The organism is Planktothrix pseudagardhii, from assembly GCF_904830925.1.
Classification (GTDB): domain Bacteria; phylum Cyanobacteriota; class Cyanobacteriia; order Cyanobacteriales; family Microcoleaceae; genus Planktothrix; species Planktothrix tepida.
In genome coordinates this window covers 338,616-364,920 of sequence record NZ_LR882967.1, presented here as the reverse complement: position 1 = coordinate 364,920, position 26,305 = coordinate 338,616, and the positions used below count along the sequence as shown (strand labels likewise).

At 40.2% G+C, this 26,305-nt stretch carries 17 protein-coding genes, 2 pseudogenes and 1 CRISPR repeat array; of the genes and pseudogenes, 11 read left to right on the top strand and 8 right to left on the bottom strand.

Features of this window, described 5'->3' with window-relative positions:
- A CRISPR array of direct repeats spans window positions 1–2,310; the repeat unit is 37 nt; unit sequence GTTTCAATCCCTGAAAGGGATTAGTGGTTATTATAAC.
- 271 nt (window positions 2,311–2,581) lie between these two features.
- Both NMK36_RS01490 and era read right to left on the bottom strand, forming a co-directional pair.
- Window positions 2,582–2,725, bottom strand: a complete 144-nt coding sequence (locus NMK36_RS01490; protein ID WP_186440347.1) for a hypothetical protein — start codon at window positions 2,723–2,725, stop codon at window positions 2,582–2,584.
- A 322-nt stretch (window positions 2,726–3,047) separates the two neighbouring features.
- Window positions 3,048–3,980: a GTPase Era gene (gene era / locus NMK36_RS01485; RefSeq protein WP_072719061.1), complete on the bottom strand. Its 933-nt coding sequence runs from the start codon at window positions 3,978–3,980 to the stop codon at window positions 3,048–3,050.
- A 254-nt stretch (window positions 3,981–4,234) separates the two neighbouring features.
- Here era and NMK36_RS01480 point away from each other — a divergent pair, with 254 nt between their 5' ends.
- Window positions 4,235–4,753 carry a hypothetical protein gene (locus NMK36_RS01480; protein WP_072719133.1) on the top strand — a complete coding sequence of 173 codons (519 nt, stop codon included), beginning with the start codon at window positions 4,235–4,237 and terminating at the stop codon, window positions 4,751–4,753.
- 177 nt (window positions 4,754–4,930) lie between these two features.
- Complete coding sequence (locus NMK36_RS01475; protein ID WP_072719060.1) at window positions 4,931–6,043, top strand: tetratricopeptide repeat protein; 1,113 nt, start codon at window positions 4,931–4,933, stop codon at window positions 6,041–6,043.
- Window positions 6,044–6,108: 65 nt separating this feature from the next.
- On the opposite strand, the gene patX is transcribed toward NMK36_RS01475, so the two are convergent.
- Both patX and NMK36_RS01465 read right to left on the bottom strand, forming a co-directional pair.
- The gene (patX, locus tag NMK36_RS01470) at window positions 6,109–6,336 is read right to left on the bottom strand and encodes a heterocyst-inhibiting protein PatX (protein WP_072719059.1); all 228 of its coding nucleotides are present in this window, start codon (window positions 6,334–6,336) and stop codon (window positions 6,109–6,111) included.
- Between the two features lie 188 nt (window positions 6,337–6,524).
- Window positions 6,525–8,324 carry an FAD-dependent oxidoreductase gene (locus NMK36_RS01465; RefSeq protein ID WP_254172838.1) on the bottom strand — a complete coding sequence of 600 codons (1,800 nt, stop codon included), beginning with the start codon at window positions 8,322–8,324 and terminating at the stop codon, window positions 6,525–6,527.
- A gap of 158 nt (window positions 8,325–8,482) precedes the next feature.
- Between NMK36_RS01465 and NMK36_RS01460 the strand changes: the two genes are divergently transcribed.
- The 3 genes from NMK36_RS01460 (at window position 8,483) to NMK36_RS01450 (ending at window position 12,894) form a co-directional block, all read left to right on the top strand.
- Window positions 8,483–10,036 (top strand): SLBB domain-containing protein, encoded by a 1,554-nt coding sequence (locus NMK36_RS01460; protein ID WP_072719057.1) that lies wholly within the window; start codon window positions 8,483–8,485, stop codon window positions 10,034–10,036.
- 77 nt (window positions 10,037–10,113) lie between these two features.
- On the top strand, window positions 10,114–12,384 hold the full coding sequence (locus NMK36_RS01455; protein WP_254172837.1) for a polysaccharide biosynthesis tyrosine autokinase: 2,271 nt from the start codon (window positions 10,114–10,116) through the stop codon (window positions 12,382–12,384).
- Window positions 12,385–12,654: 270 nt separating this feature from the next.
- Window positions 12,655–12,894: a hypothetical protein gene (locus NMK36_RS01450; RefSeq protein WP_072719055.1), complete on the top strand. Its 240-nt coding sequence runs from the start codon at window positions 12,655–12,657 to the stop codon at window positions 12,892–12,894.
- 175 nt (window positions 12,895–13,069) lie between these two features.
- On the opposite strand, the gene NMK36_RS01445 is transcribed toward NMK36_RS01450, so the two are convergent.
- Window positions 13,070–13,306: a hypothetical protein gene (locus tag NMK36_RS01445; RefSeq protein WP_222425231.1), complete on the bottom strand. Its 237-nt coding sequence runs from the start codon at window positions 13,304–13,306 to the stop codon at window positions 13,070–13,072.
- 173 nt (window positions 13,307–13,479) lie between these two features.
- On the opposite strand from NMK36_RS01445, the gene crtO reads away from it, so the two are divergent.
- Together crtO and NMK36_RS01435 are read left to right on the top strand one after the other, a co-directional pair.
- Window positions 13,480–15,171 carry a beta-carotene ketolase CrtO gene (crtO, locus tag NMK36_RS01440; RefSeq protein ID WP_254172836.1) on the top strand — a complete coding sequence of 564 codons (1,692 nt, stop codon included), beginning with the start codon at window positions 13,480–13,482 and terminating at the stop codon, window positions 15,169–15,171.
- Between the two features lie 356 nt (window positions 15,172–15,527).
- On the top strand, window positions 15,528–16,067 hold the full coding sequence (locus tag NMK36_RS01435; RefSeq protein WP_193870827.1) for a pentapeptide repeat-containing protein: 540 nt from the start codon (window positions 15,528–15,530) through the stop codon (window positions 16,065–16,067).
- A 57-nt stretch (window positions 16,068–16,124) separates the two neighbouring features.
- Here NMK36_RS01435 and NMK36_RS01430 read toward each other — a convergent pair whose 3' ends face one another.
- From NMK36_RS01430 to NMK36_RS01420, 3 genes are read right to left on the bottom strand one after another with little or no spacing between them, the layout of a single operon-like run.
- Complete coding sequence (locus NMK36_RS01430; RefSeq protein ID WP_254172835.1) at window positions 16,125–17,000, bottom strand: hypothetical protein; 876 nt, start codon at window positions 16,998–17,000, stop codon at window positions 16,125–16,127.
- A gap of 4 nt (window positions 17,001–17,004) precedes the next feature.
- The gene (locus NMK36_RS01425) at window positions 17,005–18,201 is read right to left on the bottom strand and encodes a glycosyltransferase family 2 protein (protein WP_254172834.1); all 1,197 of its coding nucleotides are present in this window, start codon (window positions 18,199–18,201) and stop codon (window positions 17,005–17,007) included.
- A 36-nt stretch (window positions 18,202–18,237) separates the two neighbouring features.
- Window positions 18,238–19,353 (bottom strand): beta-ketoacyl-ACP synthase III, encoded by a 1,116-nt coding sequence (locus NMK36_RS01420; RefSeq protein ID WP_254172833.1) that lies wholly within the window; start codon window positions 19,351–19,353, stop codon window positions 18,238–18,240.
- 669 nt (window positions 19,354–20,022) lie between these two features.
- On the opposite strand from NMK36_RS01420, the gene NMK36_RS01415 reads away from it, so the two are divergent.
- From NMK36_RS01415 to NMK36_RS01400, 4 genes and pseudogenes are all read left to right on the top strand, one after another.
- Complete coding sequence (locus NMK36_RS01415; protein ID WP_254172832.1) at window positions 20,023–21,936, top strand: tetratricopeptide repeat protein; 1,914 nt, start codon at window positions 20,023–20,025, stop codon at window positions 21,934–21,936.
- 628 nt (window positions 21,937–22,564) lie between these two features.
- Window positions 22,565–23,062: pseudogene (locus tag NMK36_RS01410) on the top strand (FAD/NAD(P)-binding protein); the annotation flags it as partial.
- Window positions 23,063–24,049: 987 nt separating this feature from the next.
- Window positions 24,050–24,742, top strand: a pseudogene (locus NMK36_RS01405) (MBL fold metallo-hydrolase); the annotation flags it as partial.
- A gap of 170 nt (window positions 24,743–24,912) precedes the next feature.
- The gene (locus NMK36_RS01400) at window positions 24,913–26,220 is read left to right on the top strand and encodes an O-acetylhomoserine aminocarboxypropyltransferase/cysteine synthase family protein (protein ID WP_072719046.1); all 1,308 of its coding nucleotides are present in this window, start codon (window positions 24,913–24,915) and stop codon (window positions 26,218–26,220) included.
- The last annotated feature ends 85 nt before the right edge of the window (window positions 26,221–26,305 follow it).

The window sequence follows — 26,305 nt, the reverse complement described above, 5'->3', positions numbered from 1 at the left end:
GTTTCAATCCCTCAAAGGGATTAGTGGTTATTATAACCTCCCAAAAGACCCGGCTGACCGAACAGCAAATTGTTTCAATCCCTGAAAGGGATTAGTGGTTATTATAACATTGCACACTAGCTTCAAGTACCCCCAACAAGATGTTTCAATCCCTGAAAGGGATTAGTGGTTATTATAACATCGTGTCAAGATCAATGGTGCTGTATCAATTATCGAGGTTTCAATCCCTGAAAGGGATTAGTGGTTATTATAACGCTTCAGGAGCATTCATCGCCGCAAGATTAACCGGAAGTAGTTTCAATCCCTGAAAGGGATTAGTGGTTATTATAACAAAAGTTTAAATCTCAAATAGAATCAGATCCCGATGTTTCAATCCCTGAAAGGGATTAGTGGTTATTATAACCTCATCCCTACTCAAGAATTGGAAGAATTTTCACAGTTTCAATCCCTGAAAGGGATTAGTGGTTATTATAACTAAGGATAATCGTTATGTTCCTGATAAGTCAGCCTATAAGGTTTCAATCCCTGAAAGGGATTAGTGGTTATTATAACGTTTACCCAAAATAACACCACATAATAAGCCATTAGTTTCAATCCCTGAAAGGGATTAGTGGTTATTATAACCCCTCAGTTTTATTGTAAAAATATCCCCAACTTGAGTTTCAATCCCTGAAAGGGATTAGTGGTTATTATAACTCCACAGTTTCATCGTTTCCCGTAGAACAAGGATCAGAATTGTTTCAATCCCTGAAAGGGATTAGTGGTTATTATAACTGTTGTTTGACCAACATAAGACAGTCCGGTTTCTTGTTTCAATCCCTGAAAGGGATTAGTGGTTATTATAACAACAACTGGAATTAAACCTTGATGACTGTGAGCAGTTTCAATCCCTGAAAGGGATTAGTGGTTATTATAACCCGAAATCTATCAGGAGGAATTCTAACCATGGGCAAGTTGTTTCAATCCCTGAAAGGGATTAGTGGTTATTATAACTCTGTTGCATTTCTGCACTGGTCGTTGCATTTCTGGTTTCAATCCCTGAAAGGGATTAGTGGTTATTATAACTCTAACTTGTTAGCCTCTAAATCTTCTGGTTTTGCGCTGTTTCAATCCCTGAAAGGGATTAGTGGTTATTATAACCTGCGACCTGATGGAACCATTCAAGGGAGACTTTGTTTCAATCCCTGAAAGGGATTAGTGGTTATTATAACAGTGCTTTTGTAACCTTCACCCCATCCTTTTACCTGTTTCAATCCCTGAAAGGGATTAGTGGTTATTATAACCCGTATCTACAGCATCCGCAGGTTTTGAGTCGTTTAATACTACGTTTCAATCCCTGAAAGGGATTAGTGGTTATTATAACTAAACAAGAAAGGCAGTACACGTCGTTTAAGTTCGTTGTTTCAATCCCTGAAAGGGATTAGTGGTTATTATAACCCCATTGCTGAGGATTGAGAATTGAAACTTATAGTCTTACGTTTCAATCCCTGAAAGGGATTAGTGGTTATTATAACTTAGATCCCAATCGCCCTTCAGTAATTTAGTGGCTGTTTCAATCCCTGAAAGGGATTAGTGGTTATTATAACACGCGAACGACTGGGTTAACCATGACCCCAGCAATGTTTCAATCCCTGAAAGGGATTAGTGGTTATTATAACTATTAAAATTCTGAGCTTTTGCCTCTTTTATGCAGTTTCAATCCCTGAAAGGGATTAGTGGTTATTATAACTACCCACGAAAAACCCCCGGAAACCGAGGGCCAAGTTTCAATCCCTGAAAGGGATTAGTGGTTATTATAACTACCTTAATCCAATGGCTCACTTTAAGACCTCAACGTTTCAATCCCTGAAAGGGATTAGTGGTTATTATAACCCAGCAATAGGAGGAGGGAGTCTATCTAGTTGCCCGTTTCAATCCCTGAAAGGGATTAGTGGTTATTATAACCAACGTTTCTGGGGTACTTCATAAGAAAAAGACTGGTTTCAATCCCTGAAAGGGATTAGTGGTTATTATAACGCTTTAAGCCATCGAGGATTGATTTTGCTTATGATGTTTCAATCCCTGAAAGGGATTAGTGGTTATTATAACCAGCTTGCTCAGTAGGAAGTCGGATGGCTTTTGTAGCGTTGTTTCAATCCCTGAAAGGGATTAGTGGTTATTATAACGCTAAATTCTAAATATGCCGCCAAAAAACAAAAAAGTTTCAATCCCTGAAAGGGATTAGTGGTTATTATAACAAACCCATTAGGGAAGAAATTAAAAAGTATAGATACGTTTCAATCCCTGAAAGGGATTAGTGGTTATTATAACCGCAGGCTCCTGAAACCGTTAATTTATATAGTTTTCGAGGTGCGATCGCGCCAACTTGATCTGAATATACCATTTCAGCCATCGACTTGACAATAAGGAAAAACCAAAAAACGCTGAAAGCCTTATATAGTATTGCTTTCAAAAGTTGCGCCAACCTCAAAAGATAACCAACAGAGTTCAAACCCTCAACAGACAACAGTTTCAGCCCTGAAATTTCCCCATGAGTTTTGAACAGCGATAGGTTGTCGCAACTTAGAGTAGTCAAAATTCATTAGTTTTGCTGCTGAGTCATGACAGATGACTGATCATTATTCTGGCGTTGACGTTGGAGATAAGACACAATTGCAGGTAAGAACAGACAAATCATGCCATTAATCAGAGCCAGTAATAATCCGTAGGTTACGTCTGTATTCATTTTTACTAAGTCTCCAGAAACGATAGTTTTTGTGTTGCTTGTATTTGCTTATTATGAACCCCAAACCTGGAAAACGCCTACCCTGTAATGGTTTGAATTACTTTTAGATTTGATAAGTTCTCTAAATCAATGACACGCTCAAGCCTGAAGACAGCCTCATGTCCCCACTTCTCTCCTTTCCTGATGACCCAGAAAACGCGGAAAATCCCCAGTTTTTCCTCAGTATAAATACGGAGTCAATTTCTGCTGCACTCCTGAGATACATTGAGATTGCTCAAATTTTAAGTATAAATACGAATCAACTTTCTTCAGACCCACCTTATTATTGTTCAACTTGATACCCTAAATCCGCTAACTGACTGCGGGACTGTCGCCATTTCGGTTGAACTTTCACAAACAATTCTAAATAGACTTTTCCGTCAATTAACTTTTGAATTTGTTGACGCGCATCACTTCCAATGGTTTTAAGCATACTTCCCTGATGACCAATTAAAATTCCTTTTTGGGAAGGTCGCTCAACATGAATGGTCGCTAAAATTCGAGTAATTTTAGGATCTTCCTCCACACGGTCAACGGAAATCGCAACAGAATGGGGGACTTCTTCGCGGGTATTGTATAAAATTTGTTCTCGAATCAATTCCCCAATAATGAAACGTTCAGGTTGATCCGTCACTAAATCAGGGGGATAATAATAGGGGCCAGGTTCTAAACGATCAATTAATAACCGTTGTAAATTATCAACACCTTCCCCGGTTAAAGCAGAAAATTTAGCAATCGGCCATTGATAAGGTTGGGCGAGTTGTTGATAGGTTTGATCAAGATATTGATAATCGGAAGGTTGTTGATCTTGTTTATTGAGTCCCAGAATTACCGGAACCTGGACGTGTTCAAGTAATTCTACAATATAGCGATCGCCTCCGCCCGCATCCACCGAACTATCAACGACAAATAATAAAACATCAACAGACTGAATCGCTAATTTAGCATTTTGAACTAAAACCTTACCCAATTGATGATGGGGTTTATGAATTCCAGGGGTATCAACAAAAATAATTTGAGCGTCGGGAGTGGTGAGAATTCCGCGCAAACGGTTGCGTGTCGTTTGAGCAACAGGGGACGTGATGGCGATTTTTTGACCCACCATCTGATTCATTAAGGTTGATTTCCCGACATTCGGACGACCAATAATCCCGATAAATCCCGATTTATATCCCTCTGGCGGTAAGGGAATCGTTACACCTTCAAACCCATCCATGAATATTGTGTTCCCGTTGATGTGGTAATCCTTTGTTCTATTCATTGTACTTGATTCTCCGCCCCCTCTTCCCGAACACCGGGTTCATAGGTGGCCTGCTTGTCCCCCATCTCCCTTGATATAGAGAGTAAAATTTGATAGAGTTGCCAAGTAACTCTATCTTAGTGATCTAAGATAGAAACCCAGTCCAACTCAAAAAGCGATTGCTTTGGTGTTAGATAATTCACGCTGGTGAGATTGAGGAGATGAAAACAATGAAGTCTAAACTGCTTGGTGGGTTATGCGCCCTAATCGCAGTAGGTTCACAATTACCTGCTGTGGCTCAAAATCCGATTGGGGTACCTGTGGTTCCCTCTGACTTTGACTATAAATATCAACCCAAAGATCCCGATACCGGACGGGTTGATCCCCCTATCTATGAAACTTTACCTGATTTAGCGTTACCGGATAGAACCTTACCTTCTGCATTCAAATATCCGATTATCTATGAATTAGGCGTTGATAAAAGCATTACCAGTGACGCGGTGATTACCGATACGGTGTTTATCCCCAACTTACCTCCGATCCCCAATGGTATTACCTTAGATGATGTTCCTCGGATTCGGGCTGAATATACCCGCAAAGTCGAAGAATGGGGAGAAGCGATTCAAGGATGTCTGGGTTTAAGTCCTTTACTCATCAAAACTGATACAGGCAACCCGATCTTAATTCAACAAAAACCAGCCGGAACAATTGTTCTCAACGCCAATAATATTGCTGTTTGCCCCAAATAAGCGGATTTAACCCTCCTTATTTTTTCACCTTCCTGTTAATCACGGGGAGGTGATTTTATTATCAAAACAAAAACCCGGTTTCTGAATCAATCCATTAATTTCAGGTTCAGGGGAAGCCAAAGAAACCGGGTTTTTCAGAAAATGGCACAATAACAGTAGGGCAATAGGGTAAAACCAATGATAGAACTTGAACAAGTGGCAGAAGCCCTAGACCGTCAGGACTACCGCCAAGCCGCAAAACTCTTAAAGCAACTGCAACAGCAAGTACCCCAAAATCCTTGGGTAAAATTGTATGCGGGGCGTTGGTATGAAGGCACAGATAAACTGGAAACGGCGGAAAAGGTTTATCGAAAATTATTGAAGGATGCCACTAACCCTAAAATCGTTGCCCAGGCGCGTCAGGGATTACAACGAATTGAAACCATTGAACAAAATCGACGCCAACAGGCCATTGTTGACGCTAAAGCTGATCCGAGTAATACTGAACCCGGTGTTTTAATTTTAGAACCTCTGGCCCCCGAACAAAAGCAAAATGCCGCTAAAACCCTGGCGCGAATGTTAAAAACCGATCCCTATACCGCCCGAATGCAGCTACAAAGTCGGGGTTGGCGACTGTATAAAACAGGGGAAATGGGAGAATTAAAAGTCTATGGTCAAGAAATGTTAGAGGCGGGAATTCCTGTGTTTTGGGTCGCCTTAACAGAGATTCAAAATCTTCATGTATTTCGGGTTCAATCCCTGCAATCTTTATCGCCACAACCGACAATTATTTGTCAAAATGAACAGGATCAATTGGGTTCTCTGACGTTTAGTTGGCAAGAAGTTAGTCAACGGGTTGAAGGAGTATTACCGTTATTTATAGAAATGTTTGATTATGATCCACGTCGTCGAAAATCAGATCGATTTCGGCATAAAGAAATGACTCAAGATTATGCTCAAATTTTGGATTTACATTTACCAAAACGACGTTGTATTTTAAGATTTTGTGATCACAGTTATAATTTTCAAGACGGAATAGATTTTAGTCAATTTTCTCAGGAAACTCAAGCCCTTCCCCAAAGCCAAAACACCACTCGCATTAACTGGAATTTGTTAACTGAACAGTTAAATCAATCTTTAACCCAGACTCAACTGTGGTCAGAATTTACGCCTTTTGCAGAAACCACCTTAGATTATACTCAACTTCTAGGCCGTCTTATCCCTTATATTGATGTACCTCGTAAATCGGAAAGTCTTTGGGATAATGCCTTTCATCTTTATAGTGGTTTAGTTTTTTTTAAACAATTATAGAAACCCGATTTCTTCAAGAAACCGGGCTTCTGATGGCGTGGTTTTTATTGATTTTTAAGCCTTAATTAAAGTTGAGCATTCACATCATTAGAATGGGTCGTATCCATGAAATCCCGACGTCCACCACCTCGGTCGGGTTCATAGGGGCCATTGAGTCGGGTGCGGGCGGAAAGTAATTGTTGGTCAGTTAGAATATCTGATAATTGATGGGCACTAGGATTAACAGCTAAAGCGTTAGTTGTCAGACCAATCAATAAAGAAACTGATAAAACTAAAGATGTATAGGTTTGCATAATAGAGTGTCCGTTTAAGTCTATCCACTTCTGTATACAAACCCTGAGTCTTTAGATCAGGATTAGTCGGAAAACGTTTTTGACTTCTCCTGATTTAATCCGGGTATTAACCCTTTTTTAACGGGTGTAAAAGTTAGAAATCAGTCTGATCAATAAACTGACATCAATTAACTTTCAGAAAACCGCTTTTAAGGGTTTTGAATGGAATTCAAGGTTTCTACAATTAACCAATTTCCTGAAAGATTGAATCGTCCGTAAAGCGTTAAGGTTGAGGGACTAATAAGGTTTTGTAATTGTTCGTTAATTTCTGGGTGTAACGTGACTAATTTTGCCGTTTGACCTGTAAATTTTCCTTGAGTTAGGGTAAAGGTATAATCTTGATCCTGTTGACGCTGAAAAACACCTGAAAAAGGCTGACTATTCGGAGAAGGATAGGAAGAAATTCCAAATGCGGGACAATTAGCATCAATCGGATATAATTCAGGGTGATCTAAATAATAATATTGCCACTTTAACCAATCAGGGTGATCGGGAGTTAAATTAAATAAAGGAATCACCGCTTGCGGAGCAATTCTATCAGTTAGCAAAGCATTTTGTAACGTTCTAACCGATAATTCATGGGGTTTTATTCCTTGTTCAATACATAACGCTGCTGCCATTCCTGTCGCCTGTCCTATTCCTAATACCACAGGTTGTAAACGAGTCGCACCGTTAGCAATATGGGAAACAGAAATATTTTTTTCACAGACGAATAAATTATTAACACTAATAGGAATTAACGCTCGATAGGGAATAGTAAAAGGAGTTCCTGTCCAACGTCCTCCCCAACGTAAACTTTTAGGTTTTACAAGCCATTCAAAAGTGGTATAATGATGATCATTAGCATAATTTCCAATAGCGATCGCTTCACATTCTCCCCTTTCATTGATGGGTAATAAAGCCGTATAACCCTTGTCAGTCGGTAAAATATCCTGTTCTCGAATGGTAGTTAATCCTTGAACTCGACGGCTTTCTCGATAATAAGGATGTAAAGCAAAAGCGGATAAAATAGTTGGATTTGTATTAAAATTAGGTCGATTTTCTATGGGGAAAGTTCCCGTTGCTAACCCATAACGTCGTCCGAGTTGTTGTTGAATAAACCGGGCAAAACTTAAACTATGCCAAAAACTTTCTTGCCAAAATTGTAACCGTTCAGTTTCGGAACCGATTAAACGATCTAATTTTTGATCATAATCATTTCCGTGAATCGGCCAATTAATCATAAATCGTTCACCCGGAAGTTTCCCATAGTTGAGAAACGATTCTGCACCGTAATTTTTCCAAGCATTTGTAAATAATTCTGGAGTCTCAATTGGAGGTGCTGGAATTTCTGGGGCGATTTGATTTTCTCCAAAATCCTGCATCATAAACACCCAGGTAGGAGCTTGAATAGGGGTATTTTTGATGATGGGGAATTCTCCTAGAGGAGCGCTGGGTTCTTGCCATTGAGTTTGTAATTCCCATCCCCAACGATAGGGAATTTCAGCGAGTTCTAAAAGGTCGCCTAATTCTGTTGCATCTAAGATGATTTTCGCTTTAATTATATAAGATTGAAATCGAACCTCTGTAATAGAATTTTCTTGTTTAACAACTTCTAAAGGGTACTGTCCTGAAATCCATAATAAATTAGGTTCTGCTTTCACCCAATCTGCTAAAATATTAGCTCCTATTTTGGGATGATAAGTAAAGAAACTCACCCAAGCATAATCTAATCCTCCCGGTTGACGCTGGTTTAATTCCCGGAGAAATGCCCCCCAAATTCCCGTTTGAAATGCTACTAATTCATTACCATCCGGCGCTGGAACTCCCCCAGATGTTAACATTCCTCCTAACATTGACCATTGACTGACTAAAATCGTCTTTGCCCCTCGACGAGCGGCTTGTAATGCTGCCGCAGTTCCCCCTGTTCCTCCCCCAACCACTAAAACATCCGCTTGTAATTGATTCATGAGAAGTTTTTTAACAAAAACAACGATAAAAATTATCGGTTAAAATCAGGTTTAGTGTCAGGGTGATTTGTTAATTCTTGTAGTAAGCCCTTCAGGGCTGAATACAAAAGATGGGGGAAAAGCCCTAAAGGGCTTACTACGCATAATATTTGGATTCAATGGCAAAAATTCTATTTTCAAAACCCAAATTAACCCTATGGGGGTTTTTCGTGACCGTTGCGGTCATCGTTGGACATTCATCAACAACCCAGGCTCAATCGCCCTTTTCTCAAGCGATACAGGTTCCTCCATCAACCGGAAATTTCCCCGTTGAAGATAGCCAAGGTTATACCCTAGGGCCAGGAGATTTGCTCCAACTGGATATTTTTAATGTTCCTGAATATAGTGGCAATAATGGTCAGCATCAAGTTGGAATTGATGGTTCTGTAAATTTGCCCTTAATTGGGAATTTGGTGGTGAAAGGGCTCACCTTAGACCAAGTAACCGCCATTGTTCAACAACGCTACGGGGAATATTTACAACGACCTTTATTAACGGTGCAATTACTCGCAGCCCGTCCTCTACAAATTGCTGTGACTGGAGAGGTTCAACGTCCGGGGTCTTATATGTTGTCTGCGAGTACAGACGCGCCATGGCGCGTCTCTACGAACAATTCCTTAATGGCGACTCCAGAAGTGCAGAAGATGGGGGGGCGTTTACCAACCATTACCCGTGTTTTGCAAATGGCCGGAGGAATTACCGCCTCGGCGGATGTTCGACAGGTGAAAATTCGTCGTTCTCTGGGAAATGGGGGAGAAAAAATTCTGAATTTGGATTTATGGGAATTGGTACAAACGGGGGATTTACGCCAGGATATTACTTTGCGCGATGGTGACACGATATATATTCCCACCGCCACAGAACACAATGCGCTGGAATCTTCCCAATTAGTTACGGCTAATTTTGCCAGTAATAACAATCAACCGATTAATGTAGCGGTTGTTGGGGCGGTTAATCGCCCTGGAACCCATACCTTAAGGGCTGAACCCATTCCCCAAGTTTCCCCAGAACCGGGTCAATTAACTGAAGGTGTTGTTTCAACGGCCAGTGGGGGAATATTGACTGTAACACAAGCCTTGAAAGTGGCGGGGGGAATTACGTCCCAAGCGGATATTAGAAATATTCAGGTAAGACGTCTGACCCGGACGGGAACAGAACAACACATTCAGGTTGACTTGTGGAAACTTTTACAGGAAGGGGATGTCACTCAAGATGCGATGTTACAACAGGGAGATACAATTATTGTGCCAACGGCGACAACGGCTGAAACGGAAGAAAATGCAGAAGTAGCCGCCGCGAGTTTTTCTCCCGATACGCTAAAAATTAGTATTGTGGGTGAAGTGGTCTCCCCAGGAGCGAAAAGCGTTGCTCCGAATACATCCCTCAATCAAGCATTGGTGGAGGCGGGGGGATTTAATGAATCTCGTGCTAATAAGAAAGAGGTGGAGTTAATTCGCTTACATCCCAATGGAACAGTTTCTCGACGACCAATTCCGATTAATTTATCGGCGCAAGTAAACGAAGAAACGAATCCTAAGCTGAGAAATAATGATGTTATTGTTGTCGGTCGGTCGGGGGGGGCTTCCTTCCGAGATGGTTTAGGAACAGTGTTAAATTCCTTAAGTCCGATTAACAATTTCTTGGGATTATTTCGGTTTGTTAATATTTTTTAGGAGAGGGAATAGGGAATTACGAATTAAGAATTACGAATTACAAAACTTAAATTGTTGAAATTACCCCCAAAATTAAGATGAAAACTAGGAAATTATCTCGGTTATCTGCTGCTCATCCTCAAAATAAACCGCTCTATTCTGTAGAAAGAATTCCGTCCGGGAGTCCTGTATATTATGATGCAGATTTATATCCTTTGGAATATAATCCGGGAGAAAAATTTAATTTTTGGCAGGTTTTATGGAAACGAGCTATTGCGGTTTTAGGAGTGACAACAGCCGTTACTACTGGAGTTTATCTGTGGACAATTAATCAAACTCCTGAATATAAAGGGTCGTTTCAAATTTTAGTTGAATCTCAGCCTCAACTTCAGCCTAAATCCTCTGAGGTAGAGGGGAAGACCGATTTAGATTATTATTCCCAAATCGAAATTTTACAAAGTCCTAAATTAATGTCAGGAATTCTGAAAGCGATTCAAACCCGCTATCCTGAAGTGACTTATGATTCTCTGTTTAATAAAACAACAGGACAAACCTTTTGGAAACATGATATTCTCTCAATTAAACCGTTAAAAGCAACTCGAATTGTAGAGGTAAGTTATCAAGATGCTGAACCTCAGAAAGTGCAATTTGTTTTAGAAAAACTTGCTGAGGGCTATTTAAAATATAGTATTCCTGAAGATAAAAAGGCTCAAGATCGGGAACAAAAATTCAAGTTAATTCAACAGCAAATTACTCAATTAGAGAAAAAAATTCCGCAATTTCAGCAAGAAATTCAAAAAATACAACAACAATATAAATTTATTGACCCCCAACTCCAAACTCAATATTTAGCTCAACAAAATAGTCAAATACAATCCCAAAAGTTAGAAACTCAAGCTCAACTTCAGCAACAGGAATCTCAATATCAAACCTTACAACAACAATTAGGATTAAAACCCGAACAAGCATTACTCGCATCCGCCTTAAGTCAATCTCCCCAATATCAAAGCTTATTGCAAGAGTTACTACAATTAGAGACAAAAATTGCCATTGAATCTGCCCGTTTTAAAGGAAATGCTCCTCAAATTCAAGTATTATTAGATCAGCGATCGCAATTATTACCCTTATTAGAACAGGAAGCGAAACGGATTTTAGGAAAAAATTCTGATCAGGTTGATCCTAATATTATCCGGTTTCAAGATTCTATTAGAATGGAACTCATCCAGCAGTTAGTGATGACGGCTAATAATATTGAGATGTTGAAGGTGAGAAATGAAGTTTTAGAAAAAGCGGCTCAAGAATTTAACCAATATTCTCAAGTGTTTCCGGTGGTTTTTAGTCGTTATAACAGTTTACAACAACAGTTAAAAACCACGAATACTCAACTGACAGAACTCACCAATAAACGCCAAGCCATGCAATTAGAAGTTGTTCCCAAAACGAAACCGGAACCTTGGGAACTAATTGCACCTCCTCGCATTCCCAGCCAAACCAATGGCGAATTACTGGCTGTTTCTCCCAATGTTCCTTTAAATTTAGCATTAGGAGGATTAGCGGGATTATTCTTAGGAGCAATTACGGCTCAAATTCTGGAACGATTCAATAATGTTTATCGCACGACCCATGAAGTTACTGATAGTATTGGTTTACCCTTATTAGGGGTAATTCCAGCCAGTAATGAGGCGTTAATGCTTCCGGGTTCTGTTGCACCGACTCTTGATATTTCTAATATCACCTATCCCGCTTGTAGCCCATTCCAAGAGGCATTCCGAGCTTTAAATACAAATTTACGCTTACTCAATCCTGAAGGAACTGTGCGTTCCTGTGTGATTACATCTGCAACTCCATCTGATGGAAAATCTACCATTGCCATGAATTTAGCACAAGGAGCAGCAGCAATGGGTCAACGGGTTTTGTTAGTTGATGCTGATTTACGTTGTCCTCGAATTCATACCATGTTAGAGCTTTTAAATCAACAAGGTTTAACTAATATTATTACAGAAAAACTAGAGTTTAAAACCGTGATTAAACAAGCTCCTAACGAGGATAATTTATATGTCTTAACCGCCGGAGACTTTTATCCTGATCCGACTCGGTTATTATCCTCAAAACAAATGCAAGAGTTAATGAAGCAATTGCAGGAATCTTTTGATTTAATTATTTACGATACCGCTCCAATTTTAGGGTTAGCTGATGCTAATTTATTAGCACCTCATACGGATGGGTTAATGATGGTTGTGGGTTTAGGAAAAACTGACCGAGAAGCTTTTAGTTTAGCTTTGAGAGAAATTAACACCGCCGGGGTTCCTGTATTAGGAATGGTTGCTAATGGAGATAAACAAGAAACCCATTATTATCGAGATTATTAAACCCATTGTCGAACTTCGGTCATGGAATATTTTTCTTGAACAATGGGAATGTTCAATCTCAATAAATTTAGTTGAATTAGAGCTTGATTTAGCCTAGAAAGATAAAGATTTAAGGTTATTAATTCTCTGTTTAAAGTTTAATCAAAACAAATAAAACGAACTCAACTTCTGAGTTTTGAAGATGATAAGATATAATAACTTTCAAGTTTTTTCATCTATCTTTAGATAGAATCATTCTATCTAGTCTCCCCTTTACCCAAACCTGAGCTCGTGAACAACAAATATACGCAAGTCAAAGAAGTTCTCAGTCTGTGTTTACCTGCTGAAAATGTTGTCTCCTTGTTGGAGCAAGTTCATCTTCAACTGGATGCCGATCCTGATACCGTGCTGGAAGTTGTAACAACAATTCGAGATTTTTCCCAGCGTCAGGGTTGTTCCTTTGGAACCGCTTTTTCCCTATTTCGGCAGTGTCGTAACTTAGGCGATTGGCAACGATTAAAAAACTTATAATCTTATATCAGATTCTAGCATTTTTTTACTCAATTGCCAACTCTGCATGACTTTTCTTTAAGTACAGAGGTCAGAATTTTTTACAATTTCTATTAGCTTTTATTAACCCCTAACCCCACCCCAGTTTATCCCCAAGCGGAATAATTGAGGTGGGGTTTCTGTTAACTTCTTCAGCTTAGGTGGTACTCGGAAGATCGGTTGGGTTAGGGTTGGAAGAACTGGGAACGTAATACTCAGCCGAACTGGGAGCCACACCGCCCGCACCATTGGGGCCTTTTCCTTCGTTGGCATTTTTTGCTTCTTCTTGAGTAATGGTAGGATTACGATTAATGGCGGCGACTCTCGCACCTGGATTTTGGGCGACTTCTTCGGGTAAAGTCTCCGAATTTTCAGTTTGATTTTGACTCATCATTTTCTCCTGATTTTATATCCAATTTTGAGTATCTTTTTACTAAGATAATGATGTTAAATCAATCATCCTTCCTCCAAAAGATGTAAATTTTTCTCTATTTTTTACCCCAGGGACTAGGAAAAATCAACATCTATTGATACACTAAACAACGTGATCAATACGGGGGGTTTCTGATGTCTACTTATGATGTCATCATCATTGGTGCAGGCCATAACGGGTTGGTTTGTGCCGCTTATCTTCTCAAAGCTGGGTATAGCGTTTTATTGTTAGAAAAACGTCCCGTTCCAGGGGGGGCTGCTACGACAGAAGAAGTCATCCCCGAAGAGGCACCGGGATTTAAGTTTAACCTCTGTGCTATTGATCATGAATTTATCCATCTTGGCCCCGTTGTAGAAGAATTAGAATTAACAAAATATGGCTTAGAGTATTTATATTGTGACCCCGTTGTGTTTTGTCCTCATCCCGATGGACGCTATTTTTTAGCTCATCGTTCTGTGGAAAAAACCTGTGCAGAAATTGCTCGATATAGTGAACGAGATGCCCGCAAATATAAAGAATTTGTTGAGTATTGGCAACGATTAATGAATGCCGTTAGCCCTTTATTTAATGCGCCTCCGACTTCAATTCTTGATATTGCCAAAAACTTTGACCGAGAAGCATTTATTGATTTATTAGCAGTCTTGGGAGGAAAAGATAAAATCTTAGATTTTGTCAGAACCATGTTAATTAGTCCAGAGGATTTAGTGAATGAATGGTTTGATACCGAAATTGTTAAAGCTCCTTTAGCAAGATTAGCATCAGAAATTGGCGCTCCTCCCTCTCAAAAAGGCATTTCTGTCGGCGCAAGTATGTTAGCAATGCGTCATCATCCGGGAATGTCTCGACCTCGCGGGGGTACAGGTGCATTAACTCAAGCCTTAGTGAATTTAGTTAAACATTTAGGAGGCGTTATTTTAACAGACACTCCGGTTCAAAAATTATTAATTGATAACGGTCGTGCTGTTGGGGTTAGAGTTTCAAACCAGCAAGAATATCGTGCCCAACGGGGAGTGATTTCTAATATTGATGCGCGACGGTTATTTTTACAGTGTTTAGATGCGGCAGATGTGGATGCGGCTGATCCCAATTTACGAGAACGGTTAGACCGTAAAATGATTAATAATAATGAAACGATTCTCAAAATTGATTGTGCATTATCTGAACCTTTACGATTTGATGCCTATAATCATCAAGATAGTTATTTAATCGGATCAGTTTTAATTGCAGATTCTGTTAATCATGTTGAAAAAGCCCATAATTTATGTACCGTTGGGGAAATTCCTGATCATGATCCTTCTGTTTATTTAGTAGTTCCAACAATCTTAGATCCCTCTATGGCTCCTGAAGGAAAACATACCTTATGGATTGAATTTTTTGCCCCCTATCAAATAGCAGGAGCCGAAGGAACGGGGTTAAATGGAACCGGATGGACGGATGAGTTAAAATATAAAGTCGCTGATCGAGTGCTGGATAAAATTGCTGAATATTCTCCTAATCTCAAGCATTCAATTTTAGCGCGTCGGGTCGAAAGTCCGGCGGAATTGGGAGAACGGTTAGGGTCTTATAAAGGCAATTGTTATCATATTGATATGACCTTAGATCAAATGATTTTTTTCCGTCCCCTCCCTGAATTAGCCAATTATACCACCCCCATTCAAGGTTTATTTTTAACGGGTGCAGGCACTCATCCAGGAGGATCAATTTCAGGAATGCCGGGTCGCAATTGCGCTCGTGTATTTCTTCAAGCTCAAAAACCCCTGAATCAAGTTTTAAAACAGACTCAAAATTCCTTCAAGTCGATTTGGCAGTCCCTAGGACAAGGTTAATCATGGAGATCTATTAAGGTAGCATTTAATTCAGGATTTTTTTAGCTGAACGTTAATCCTTGACACAGACTCAATTCCAGAATTGCGATTAAATTTGAGTTTCAGGGATTTTGTTACAAAAATAAGTGATCGCTGATTTTTGTAACTTCAAGTCATTTTTTATACCTTTTAAGAGTATAAATACTGATCAATTATTAATAATCTCGTTCATAAAATGGCTTGTGTTCCTGATCAGAATTTTTCTGTTGGTAATAACATCAGTCTGAGTCTCTCGGTGGATAAAAATTAAAGAATTACCCAGTATCCACTTTGAGTTATAACAGAAGTATAGTTATAAACGCTTAATCATAAATCCCATGAAGCCAACAAAACATAGTCCGACCTCTATTTTAATGAGCTCTCGTGAATTATTAGATCGTTATGCAACAGGAAAACGGGGTTTTATTGGGGTGAATTTGCAGGGTGCTGATTTAAGAGGCGCCGTATTAAAAAGTATTTTGCTTTGGCAAAGTAATTTAAAATCGGCGAATTTAAGTGGCGCTGATTTAAGCAATTCTCATTTATTTGCTAACTTAATTGAAACCAATTTAAGTGGTGCTGATTTGTCGAGCGCTAAATTAATTTATGCCGACCTCAGAAAGGCAGATTTAACCTGTGCTAAATTATTTAAAACCAATTTGAAAGGCGCCGATTTAAGAGGGGCTGATTTAAGAGGAGCTAAATTAATTTATACAGATCTCGAAGATGCTAATTTAATAGGAGCTAATTTAAGGGGGGTAATTTTATTTGCGGTTAATTTGAATCAAGCTAATTTAGCTGGAACTGATTTAAGTCAAACTACATTTATTAAAACTGAGACTACATCTGCTATTTTATCAGATCCAGAAGCCAACTGAAAACAAAATATCTGAATCTTAAAACAGTCAGTTTTTGTAATAGCTTGATTCTCAGCACTAGGGGCATTTATCAAAACAGGATTTCAAGCCTAAAATTTTTAAATTTAAAATAGTTTCTACGGTTAATTGTTGATCGGTTTTAAGGTTGGTTTGGGAATAGCGATCGCTTAAATAATCCAGATGTTTATGTTCTCCAGTCGAAACACTGAATAAGCGATTTTCTTGTTTTGCTTTTGTAAAAACTGTGGTATAATCACCTCGATTGAGTAATAATATTTCACCTAATTTTGCCCAATAATCTTGATTTCCCACAAGATGAAACAACTGATCCATATCATTTAATCCTGGAGATAACCCAAACACGCCTCCGTAAGAAATAATAATCAATTCAGAGGAAAGATATTGTTTTAAATAAGGGAGGGAAGCCAACGCCATTCCTGTCCCTGTACTTCCGCATAAAAAGATCAGTTGACTAGGAGTAGATTTTGGTAAACCCAAGCGGTTTAATACACAGTGTGCAATATCTTTGCCATAATAATTAGTAAACCCTAAAATTAAAAGGGTTTGCCAAAAGTTGTGTAAAGACATCACCCATAAAGGTAGGGGTTGAAGGTGTAAAAACTTCCAAAATTGGGATAAAATTAAGGTTTTATGGGTCAACGGTTGCCAAGGAAAGGGTTCAGCAATAATTTGATCAATTTGATAACTTTGGGTAATTTTATGAATAAAATTGATTTGTTCTGGGTCTAAATTTTCTTGGGTATAGTCACTAATTCCAGTAATAAAAACTAACGCAGTTTGCCAAGGTTTGGTGGGTATTTGGGTTTGTTGAGATTGTTGATGCCAGGTATACCACCATAGCATCGTTTCTATTCCGGTGAAAAATAGAATGAATGCGATCGCACTGAATATAATGTCTATAACTAATATCATTGCTTTAAACAGAATCTCGACGTTGAATAAATTCAAACCCTCCCTCTTCGGTTAATTGCATAATATGTCCTCTCCAGTTAATAGTTCGGGGTAAAAACAGGGAAATAATAATATGAAGGGGTAGTAAAATTTGCACAAGAATTAAGACGATAATATGGGTCTTGGGTGTTGCATTCCGCAGATAATTTTGATTAAAGTTGCTTAATAGGGCATAATTTAAACCAAAGTAAATTAGTCCATAGATTAACCCATAAACGGAAGGAAAGAATAGAGTATAAAGGAAGACGATAAAAGGAAACAGAGTGGGCAAAAATGCCATTAAATAAAAGACAATTAATTCTTGAACAGAAGAGGATTTTAAAATTGAGGCTTGAGGAAAAATAAACCAGCGTGTGATCAAGTTAAAATAGTGGGTAGAATCTTGAATTTGGGTACTAATTCCATGACAAACGGGAGTTTGGGCGAGTTGATAACCCTGTTGGCGGAAGTGTTGGGCGATGGCATAATCATCTACAATAAATTTATCTAAAGTTGCAAATCCATTCACTTTTTCTAACACCTCTCGTTTGATTACAAAAAACATTCCATTAATTGTAAAGGGATTAATTAGATAAGTATAGGGAATATAGGTGAGTAAGTTATTCCCATTCACAACACTGGAGACTAAGGTTGACCAAAAATTAGAAAAATTGATATAATAAGGTAAACCAAAAACAACACCAATCTCCGGTTTTTGTAAATAGGGAAGACACTGATCAAAAGCTTGATTGGGTAACATCGTGTCATCGTCTAAAACCGCAATAATATTACCCGTTGCCGCCTTCAGTCCGGCAATGAGTTTAAACATTTTTGGACTAATTTGATTGGGAGATGGAGGTAGAGAAATTAATTTAACCTTAACATCAGGATAGGTTTCTATCAATTGATGACATCCCACCTGTGCGACTGGATCATTGTCATCTATTAACCAAATAAATTCTAGTTGATCAGATGTTTTTAGAGCTAAATTGTGGCTCAGACAGTCCCATAATGTCGGATCACCGCTTAAAATGGGTTGTAAGATAGAAATTGTATAGGTTTCCAGTGGGAGGAAAGATTCAGACTCAAGTTTGGCTTTTTGAAAAAATTGTTGAATTAAAATCCATTTGATCACCCGTTCTGCTAATCCAATTAACCCTAAAATTAATATCAACAAATTCATAATTTTCTCTCATTAAGTTAGCTACAAATTAACAGTTTAATATTCTAAAACCATCCCCCCAACGGAAAATCCGGCGGAGGTTCCTAATAATAAAATGCGATCGCCTCGATGAATTTTATCTTGTTGAATCGCTTCATGGAGGGTCATCGGAATCGAAGCCGCGATGGTATTTCCGTGATTGTGAGCAATAACCATCCATTTTTCTTCAGGAATATTTAATCCTTTACGAATTAAACCCATTGCCATTAAACTCGCTTGATGGGGAATAACAAAATCAATCTCTTCTAAGGTTAACCCCGCAGGTTGTAACAATCGTTCCAAAAATCCGGGTAAAATTTGAGAAGCTAAACGGTAAATTGCCCGACCTTGCATTTTAAATAAAAATCGATCCAGATTGTCCGAATATTCACGGGGATGATAACGATTTCCTCCGGCTAAACATTGGGATAATTCTGCACCTTCACTATAGGTTTCTTGGCGAGAACAGATAATTTTTGAACCCTCTTGGGGATCAGTTTTACTAATAATTGCAGCAGCGGCCCCATCTCCAAATAAGGTACTGGTTTCTCGATTGTTCCAATCAACAGCTAAGGCAATTTCTGAAGCCACTAAGAGCACCCGTGAATAGCGTCCTGCATCTACTAAATAAGAGAGGGTATCTAACCCAACAACAAAGCTTAAACAAGTTGAATTAATATCAAAAGTTGCAATTCCTGAAGACTCTCCTCCCAGTTGTTTTTGGACTAAAGCAGCAGTACAAGGAATAGACTGTTCAGGAACACTACTGGTACAAACAATACAATCAATATCATTTAAGGATAATCCCGCCGTTTCTAATGCTTTTTTAGCTGCCATTGCTCCCATTTGAGAAGCGGTTTCATCTTGAACAAAGTGACGAACTTTGACCCCAGATTTCTTTTCAATCCAAGCGGCTTCAATTCCTAATTTTTGCCCTAATTGTTCAGCAGTAACTTGATTTTTAGGTAAGTATTTTCCCGTTGCTAAGAGTTTCACTTGTCTAACTTGGGCTAAGTGATGAGCAGATTGGGAAGTTTCTAGGGTTTTTGTCCTGAAATGGGGAGAATTATTGAGATGGCTACGACTAATCACCATATTGTTCTGGACTTTGCTAATATTCCCAAAGCCTATCATTGTTTTTTTGAGGTTGAGAACAATTTAAAGATTAAATTTAGATTCTTTAGGTCTGTTCCTTTTGAGTTTTGATGGCAGACCCGAAAAGTTGAATTCCGATGCCAAAGTTGAGCTTGAGGAACAGATCAAATCTAACGGAATTTTCCGGTCTAAACTGTCTGATCTCCGCCATTAGAAAGGGGGAAATCCTCTTCACTTTTAACTTAGACCCACCTATCCGATTACAAACGGCTGTTGTCGGGATGGCCGTTGTCGGTTTCCGGATCAGAAAGACTGTTCTGCCCACTAGAGCTAAAATTACTCCAGGTGCTATCGTCAGAGATGAAAAGCGGATTCCATCTGAATCGCTCTTTTCCAACTTGGGAGCATAAAAACTTAAAATTCTGAAATTAGCTCATAAAACCGAGAAGATATGCTAAACTTAAAATTGAGAGTTCTTGAGTTTTTGGGCAAATTGCTCAATGCAGAATAGAGCTATTTTCAAGGGTTGGCAGGATAGTTAGGAACACAACTCAAACTTGTTCTAGCTTGATTTTCCTTGTCCGACGATCACCCCAGATTGATCCTTTGTTGCTCTTGTCAATCGATAGAAACTTACTCGGATTGACAAGAGGAGAATTTAGCATCAAGCTGGCATTCAATCTTAAAATTTATTAGGTTAAATTGGATATGGTACCCAGAGAATTTTTAAAGACTGTAGCCACGAGAGTAGGAATTTCCGACAATGAACTCGAAGTCATGGCACGGGCAATCCAAGGCGAACCCATGACCACAATTTCTAAGCATTTAGGAGTTCGCAAGGACGCCTTGCAGAAACGTTTAGGAGAAGTGTATAGGAAATTAAACATTACCGGGGCTGGCCCAGGAAAGTTAGCCAAACTTCAGCAACGGTTATTAGCAGAATATCAATCGGAAGGAAATCAACTCGGCGGACAAAACGGCCAATCGGGTCGCAAAAAACGCTTACTGGGAGGGGGTGATGCTCAGGGTTTCAGTAGTAATGTCCAAATTGATTGGGGTAGCGCGCCTCGATTAGGAGCTTTTTATGGCCGTTCAGAACCCTTAGCCACCTTAAAACAAGGATTAGTGACAGAACGTGTTCCTCTGATGATGCTGGAAGGGATTGGAGGAATTGGAAAAACCGCATTAGGGGTAAAATTAGTCCAAGAAATTGCCCCCGACTTTGACCAAGTAATTTGGCGATCGCTGCGAGATAAACCCTCTCCCAGTGAATTTATTGCCGCTACGTTTCCCGCTACCTCAAAACCCCCCTTAGATTGGGATGATTCGGAACAAATTGCTGAATTCATCAAAACCCTATCCAATTCTCGATATTTACTGATTATCGATGAAGTGGAATATATTTCACAACTGGGAAGTAAAGATGCAGCCTTCAAAAGTTATGAATTCCTCCTGCAACAATTGAGCGAATCTTCCCATCGCAGTAGCGTGTTATTAATGGGTTGGGAAATTCCTCCCTCCTGGCAAAAATTTGCCTCTAAACCGTCTATTCAGTTAACAGGCTTATCTGAACAAGACTCTCAACAAATGTTACTTTCCGGTCAGGAAACCCTCTATTTGGATGGAAAATACCTGTCAGAGTTAGTGCATTTATGTGGGGGTAATCCCTTAATCTTAAAATTATGGTCGGCTAAAATTCCGGATTTAACGATAGGAAATCTGACCAAATTAATCAAGCAAAATACCTTAGTGATTGAAGAATTGGTTCGTCAATATCTGCGAGCCGATCAAGAATTGTCAGAGCTTGAAATTCGTTTAGTTTGTTGGTTAGCCGTGAATCCCAAACCAGCCACCTTAAGTGAGTTGGCAACGGATTTGATCCTCTCGGAAACCGGAACGGAAGTTCAAATTTCCTTAGATTTCTTAATCGAGCGATCGCTGTTAGAAGCCGTCCCATGTCAACCCATTAGTTACACCATTAACAGCAATTTCAAGAAAGAAATTTGGTATCAATTGATGGGTAAATCCTTCAATGAACTGGGTTATAAACACTATTTAGAAGGAGAATTCCAATCCGCTAAAACTGATTTATTGCAAGCCGTTCGTTATCATCCCGCCTTAAGTGCAGGTCATTATAACCTGGGGTCTACTTACGAGAAACTAGAACAGTTTGAACCCGCGAAAAAACATTATCAAATTCTCGTTGATGTTGACAATAACCGGGCAGCACAAGCGGCTGTTAATAATTTAGCTCGGTTAGAAATTTTAGAAGGCAAAACCCACGAAGCTATTGATAAATTAGAAAAAACCCTCGTACAGGTTAAAGATAAAGGAGTTCGCTCTGCTTTACATAAAAATCTGGGCTGGGCTTATTTCTTGCAAAATAATCCTAAACAAGCTGAAGTTGAGTTACGTCAATCTTTAGAATTAAAAGAATCTAATGCCGTAGCTTACTATATTTTAGCTCAAGTTTTAGAAGCCCAAAACCGTCACAAACAAGCCCTAGCATTTTGGAAAACGGCTTTAGAACAGGACGAAACGGATCAACAATCTAACGGCGTTACCTGGCGTTTACCCGAATTACTCACCTGGCGCATGATGGCCCGTCAACGCTTACAATAAAAACGTTTAGAAACCAGAGGGGGATGTAGGATATTAACAGTTAACCGTTAAAAATCTCTTCCCCCATCTCCCCATCTCCCCATCTCCCCATCCCCTCATCCCCTCATCCCCTCATCCCCTCATCCCCTCATCCCCTCATCCCCTCATCCCCTCATCCCCTTGTCCCCTTGTCCCCCCGTCCCCATCTCCCCCCAACAAAAAAAAGGGCAAATCAATACAGATGCCCTGATATTCAAAGAATTCTACAGTTAAGTTTTAATTACGCCCACATTAGAAGATTAAGTCAATCATTTGCGTTTTTACCCATGATTTTATTTTGGAGATGGGTAGAACCTAGCATGAAATTTAAAATTATCCTTATTCTTTATAATATTTTAAGATTTAACCCCTAAAAAAGGATCTTCTGATTGAAAAACATCAGATTTTGTATCCTGCTTACTAAAGGAATACGAAGCGAAAACTGTACGATTTGAAAATAGGGTTTATGCAGGTGGATTTCAGGTGTTTCCAACCAGTTCTTAAGAAGATCAAAGGTCTGGCAGAAACACACTCAAATTTTTAAATCAACCCGTTTGTACTCAAACAGAAACGGGTTAATTCAGCGTCGTTATCAGGACGGGAAATCACTATGAACTCTACTTTTCTGAATCCCCCTAAAACCGCCACAATCGCGATCATCGGTGGTGGTTTTAGTGGTGCTTTGGTCGCCACCCATTTACTCAAGACCGCAACTCAACCTCTCACCATTAAGTTGATTGAGCGTAGTCATTCCTTTGGCAAGGGAATTGCTTACAGCACTGATGCCACCTGTCATTTACTGAATGTATCCGCAGGTAATATGAGTGCCTTTCCCAACGATCCAGGACATCTACTCCGTTGGCTTCAACACAATAAAAACACCTTAAAACCTCTCCTTGGTGCAGAGGTTAATCCCAGTACCTTCATTCCCCGCAAAGTTTATGGTTTATACATTCAGTCGATTTTGGCAGAAGCAGAAGCCACAGCCAATAGCGATATTCGCTTAGAGCGATTAACCGATGAAGTGGTTGCGATCGCCCCGTCAGGAACAGATGCAATCCTGTCTCTGGCAAGTGGTGACTCCTTTTATGCGAATAAAGTCGTTTTAGCATTAGGGAACACACCTTTTACCTGCCATGCCAACGAGAATATAGCCAGCTATCAACGCCATGCTTGGTCAGCCGATGCCCTAACGGATCTCGCTCAAGACGCACCAGTTTTGATCATGGGTACGGGACTGACGATGGTAGATATGGTTTTGTCTCTCCATGAACAAAAGCATCAAGGCAAAATTTATGCCGTGTCTCGACGAGGATTGTTTCCCCAGCGACATCAAGCCACTCAATTTTATCCCAGCTTTCTGACTCCAGAAACAGCACCCACAACAGCCCTGAGTTTACTGCATCGAGTTCGTGCTGAGGTGAAGTCTGCTGTGTCCTTGGGCTATGACTGGCGAGGAGTGATTGATTCTCTGCGCCCCATTACTCCCCAACTCTGGCAGCAACTATCAACGGTTGAACAGCAGCGTTTTCTACTTCATATTGCCCCTTATTGGGATGTTCATCGTCACCGAATTGCTCAAAAAGTAGCAGATATCTTAGGGGAACTGTTAGATTCCGGTCAATTGACGATTACAGCAGGGCGGATTCAAGATTATCAACAATTACCCGATGGTGTAGCCGTCACGGTTCGCCAACGCAACACTCAAACGAATACTATTTTCAACGTTAGCCGTGTGGTGAATTGCACAGGCATAACGGTTGATTATCGGAAATTTGACCATCCTCTAATTACCAGTTTGCGATCACAAGGGCTCATTCGTCCGAATCCTCTTGGCTTAGGATTAGATACCGCCGTCAACGGGGCTCTCTGGTCAGCCGATGGACAGATTTCGACTCTCTTTTATACCCTAGGAACTCCACGCAAAGGGGATTTGTGGGAAACGATCGCCGTTCCAGAAATTCGAGAACAAGTCCAAGCCTTAGCCGAGACGTTATTGCGCTCACTCCCGTTGTCTGTCCGTTCTATTCCTACTATCCATCTATACCCCTTGTCGCGAGAGGATCGTCAAGTTGTAGAAGAACTCAGCCCAGGAATTTTCCCCTCAAACTTACTCTTTCGCCAATTCTTTGACCCGGAAACCAGTAGCTACACATACTTGATTGCTGATCAACAAACAGGAGATGCGGTTTTGGTCGATCCCGTTTTAGAGCAGGTTGACCGTGACTTACGAGTATTAGATGAACTGGAATTGAAATTAAAGTATTGTTTGGAAACCCATCTCCATGCCGATCATATTACAGGGGCTGGCAAGCTGAGAAAACAAACGGGTGCTCAGGTGATTGTTCCCCAGAATCCGACAGTAACCAAAGCCGATCATTCCTGGGTCGGTGGTGAAACGATCAACATCGGCTCCGTCATGATTGAGGCGATCGCCACACCCGGCCATACGGCTAGTCACATCGCCTATTTAGTGAATAAGACCCATCTGTTAACAGGGGATGCCTTATTGATTCGGGGTTGTGGACGCACGGATTTTCAAGGAGGCGATCCGGGAACCCTCTATGATGGGGTAACGCAACGGTTATTTACCTTGCCAGACGAAACGTTAGTTTATCCGGCCCATGACTATAAAGGCTGGACTGTTTCCACCATTGGCGAAGAAAAGCGACAAAACCCTCGGTTTGCTGATCGTAGCCGTGAGCAGTTTATAACGATTATGAACAATCTCAATTTAAGTTATCCCAAAAAGATGAAGGCTGCCGTACCGGCCAATGAATATTGTGGGGATTTCATCTCTGACGATCCCTCAAGCCTGGCCACAAGTTCTGCCACCGAGGAAGAACAAAAACAAATAGAACTAACTGTTTCCACCAATACTGAAATTTACAATGATTATTTTGCTATGTATATCTAAAATAGTTAGCTCTCAACACTCTCAATTTTAAGGAATTACTGATGCCTGATCAATATCGTTTTGAAACGCTACAAATTCATGCGGGTCAAGAACCTGATCCAACGACCAATGCTAGGGCTGTTCCCATTTACCAAACCACATCCTACGTTTTTAATAATGCTGAACATGGGGCGAAGTTATTTGGTCTTGAGGAATTTGGCAATATCTATACTCGGATTATGAATCCGACAACGGATGTCTTTGAAAAGCGGGTTGCAGCCTTGGAAGGTGGAGTTGCAGCCTTAGCCACCTCAAGTGGTCAAGCGGCGCAGTTTTTAACGATTAGCACCATTGCCCAAGCTGGAGATAATATCGTTTCCACCAGTTATCTGTATGGCGGAACCTATAACCAGTTTAAGGTCAGTCTGCCCCGTTTGGGAATTGACGTCAAGTTTGTTGATGGGGATAATGTCGAAGATTTTCGGGCTGCTATTGATGACCACACCAAAGCCCTTTATGTGGAAACCATTGGTAATCCCCAGTTTAATATTCCTGATTTTGTGGCTCTGGCTCAGGTGGCTCACGAAAATAATATTCCTTTAATTGTGGATAATACCTTTGGCTGTGTCGGCTATTTAGCGCGACCCATTGACTACGGAGCCGATATTGTGGTGCAGTCTGCGACTAAGTGGATTGGTGGTCATGGAACCTCAATTGGTGGGGTAATTGTGGATTCAGGGAAGTTTAATTGGGGAAATGGCAAGTTTCCTTTATTTACTGAACCAGCACCGGGCTATCACGGTTTAATTTTTCAAGATGCCTTTGGCCCCGATAGCCCCTTTGGCAATATTGCTTTTATTATTCGCGCCCGGGTAGAAGGATTACGAGATTTAGGCCCAACTTTGAGTCCGTTTAATGCCTTTTTGTTATTACAAGGTCTGGAAACTCTCTCGTTACGAGTTGATCGCCATGTCGAGAATGCACTGGCTTTAGCCCATTGGTTAGAAAGCCATCCCCAGGTGGCATGGGTGAGTTATCCAGGGTTAGAAAGTCACTGTTATCACGAACGAGCCAAAAAATATCTCAAACATGGTTTTGGAGGCGTTTTAACCTTTGGAATTCAAGGCGGATTAGCGGCAGGGCGCAAGTTTATCGACAGTGTTAAACTGGCCAGTCATCTGGCAAATGTGGGGGATGCTAAAACCCTCGTCATCCATCCGGCTTCGACCACCCATCAACAATTAAGTGAGGCAGAACAGCGATCATCGGGGGTAACACCTGAATTAGTTCGGGTTTCCGTTGGTTTGGAACATATTGAGGATATTAAGGCTGATTTTGAGCAAGCGTTTCAACAGACATTGAGCCTTTAATCTCATTTTGTCTAAGTCTAGCTTCGTTTTAATGCTGTGACTATCCTCCCTGTTCCGCTTGCTCAGGGGGGATCACAGCTTAATC